Genomic DNA, 2419 nt, shown 5'->3' on the forward strand with positions numbered 1-2419 from the left:
CGCACGGACTCGTCGTCGCCGTCGTGGGCGGGGCGACCTTCGTCGTCGACGCCTGGCTCGGGGCCGACGGCGGCGGGGCGCTCGCGCTCATCCCGTCGGTCGGCTACCTCGTGCTCGCGGTCGCGGGCGTGCGGCTCACCTGGACGCGGGTCGTCGGGATCGGTGTGGTGACGGGCGTCGGCTTCCTCGCGATGGCCGGTGCGGACTGGCTGCGGCCCGAGGAGCAGCGCACCCATCTCGGCCGCTTCTTCCAGAGCCTGCTCGACGGCGACGCGTGGGGGATCCTCGTGCGCAAGCTCGAGACCAATGTCGACCTGCTGCTCGGCCCGGAGCGCACGGCGCTGCTCGTGCCGGTCGTGCTCGTCGTCGTCATCTGGGTGCTCGCGCGCCCGAGCAGCGCTGCGGGACAACGGGTCCAGCCACTGATGGCCACCTACCCCGGGCTGCGCGTCGGCCTCATCGGGCTCGTCGTCGCGCTCACGGTCGGCTTCCTGCTCAACGACTCGGGCACGGCGATCCCGGCCGCCGCGGCGCTCGTCCTCGCGCCGGCGCTGCTCGTCCTGTGGGCCGGAGTCGGCCGAGCGCGGGATGAGCGGGTGGAGGGGTCAGCGACTGGCTGACCGACTGCGCACTGCAGGCGTCAGGGAGCCCGCAGCTGGCGGGGGTAGCAGGCGTTGTCGAGGTCGTCCCCGCTCAGCCATGAGAACTCGACCTCGCACCATGCCTCGGCGTCCTCGCGGGTCGTCAGCCAGCCGGGATCGACGATGGTCATCCAGATCTTGTCGTCATCGGCGCCCACGGTGCTGCCGAGGTCCTCGGCCTTGAGCAGGTAGACGTCGGTCCAGGCGTAGGTCGACTCGATCTCCTCGTGCAGCTCGAGGATGTCCGGGAGGCGGAAGACGTGTGACCCGCTGCTCGTGAGCTGGCGGTCGTCACGGGTGCCGTCCTGCTTGGCCGAGAGACTCACCGCCCAGTCGCCATCGGTGACGAGCCGGCCGAGGGACTCGTCGCGCTTGTCGCTCAGCTGTTCGGCAACGCTCGGTGGGGCCGCTGTGGTCGTCACCGTGGTCGTCGGCGGTGGCGTCGCGGTGCTCGTCACCGTCGTCGTGGGCGGGGGCGTGGCCGTGACGGTTGTCGGGGGCGTCGTGGTCGAGGTCGGAGGGGGCGCAGCAGCGGGCTCACCGTCAGAGCCGAAGAACCACAGCGCAGCGCCACCTGCACCGAGGAGCAGGACGCCAGCAGCGACGGCAGCGACGATGGCGGCCCAGTGCGGACCGCCGTGCGAGCCCGGAGGCGGGGCCATCGAGGCTCCCGCCGCCGCACCGGACATGGGCGCACCTGCCACGGGCGCGACCGGGAGCGGCCCGGGGCCCGCATGCTGGGTCGGCTGCTGCACGATCCAGTCGTCCCACGAGGTCTCGGGCGACGGCTGTGGCCACGCCGGACCGGAGTCGAGTGCTGCCTGGGTGCGGGTCGGCTCGTCGTCCTGCCAGAAGCGTTCGGCGTCGTCCGAGCCACCCTGGGTCGCCAAGCGTGCCCCGCACTCGGGGCAGAAGGCCCCCGTGCTCGTCGTCCCGCACGAAGTGCACTCCATGTCGTCCCCCTGGGTTGCGCGCGATCACTGGATCCTAGATCCGCTGACCCCCTTCTGACCATCCCCTGACCGGGTGCTGACCCGCCCGGCGCCACAGCCCCCAGATCGCGACCCAGACCGCCAGCGTGGCCAGCGGCGAGGCGACGAAGCGGAAGCCCAGCGTCACCATCTCGACGTCGTCGGGCAGCCGCACCGGCCGGGGACGTAGGCGAGGGCGAGCACGAGCGAGCGCCCCACGAGCAGCAGCAGGAGCGGAGCCAGTCGGCGCCACCCCTCGCGCCCGACGAGACCGACGAGCACGGCGGTCGCGAGCCACTGCGGCAGCTCGTACCAGGGCAGCACGTAGCCGGCGCCGAGCGAGTAGGCCGTCGTCAGCACGAAGAGCGCCCGCACCGCGACGACCTCGGTGAGGCCCTCGGTGATCCGCCAGAGCGCGACGGCGAGCAGCACGCACCCGAAGGCAGCGATCCAGGTCGTCATCGTGCGGGCGAGGAGTTCGCTCGTCGCGAGGTCGAGCAGCGTGTAGAGCGCCCGCCACGGCATGGCATAGGAGATGCCCCCGCCCGCCTCGGCGATCCGCCCGAGCGCGTGCATCCCGACGAGGGCGTGGGCCGGGACGAGCACGAGCAGGGTCCCGACGACGAGCCGCGCCGCTCCCGCCCGCGGCGCTCCCCGTCCCCACGCCGCGAGAGCAGCCCCACAGCAGAGCGAGGCCGACGACGCCGGCGGTCAGCTTCGTGCTTTGCCGCGAGCCCGGTGGCCAGGCCCGCGAGGCAGCGGCCGGCCGGCCAGGCCCAGCCCGAGTCGCCGCCGCCACTCGCGCAG

General features: G+C 73.3%; 3 protein-coding genes and 1 pseudogene. 1 reads left to right on the forward strand and 3 read right to left on the reverse strand.

Translation table 11 applies throughout. From position 1 onward, the window contains the following. A pseudogene (locus AC2W7J_RS17485) lies at nt 1-620 on the forward strand (hypothetical protein); the annotation flags it as partial. A gap of 20 nt (nt 621-640) precedes the next feature. Here the strand turns inward: AC2W7J_RS17485 and AC2W7J_RS17490 are convergent. The 3 genes from AC2W7J_RS17490 to AC2W7J_RS17500 form a co-directional block, all read right to left on the reverse strand. Then, on the reverse strand, nt 641-1303 hold the full coding sequence (locus AC2W7J_RS17490; protein ID WP_485983974.1) for a hypothetical protein: 663 nt from the start codon (nt 1301-1303) through the stop codon (nt 641-643). A gap of 325 nt (nt 1304-1628) precedes the next feature. Then, on the reverse strand, nt 1629-1787 hold the full coding sequence (locus tag AC2W7J_RS17495; RefSeq protein ID WP_485983976.1) for a hypothetical protein: 159 nt from the start codon (nt 1785-1787) through the stop codon (nt 1629-1631). Next, on the reverse strand, nt 1757-2218 hold the full coding sequence (locus AC2W7J_RS17500; protein ID WP_485983978.1) for a hypothetical protein: 462 nt from the start codon (nt 2216-2218) through the stop codon (nt 1757-1759). The genes AC2W7J_RS17495 and AC2W7J_RS17500 overlap by 31 nt, the downstream gene beginning before the upstream one ends. Between the last annotated feature and the right edge of the window lie 201 nt (nt 2219-2419).

It is taken from the genome of Janibacter sp. CFPM2_SD2, from assembly GCF_057364645.1.

Bases quoted from the DNA above. Each gene is read 5' to 3' on its own strand.
- AC2W7J_RS17490 (WP_485983974.1), bottom strand. From the start codon at position 1,303: ATGGCCCCGCCTCCGGGCTCGCACGGCGGTCCGCACTGGGCCGCCATC.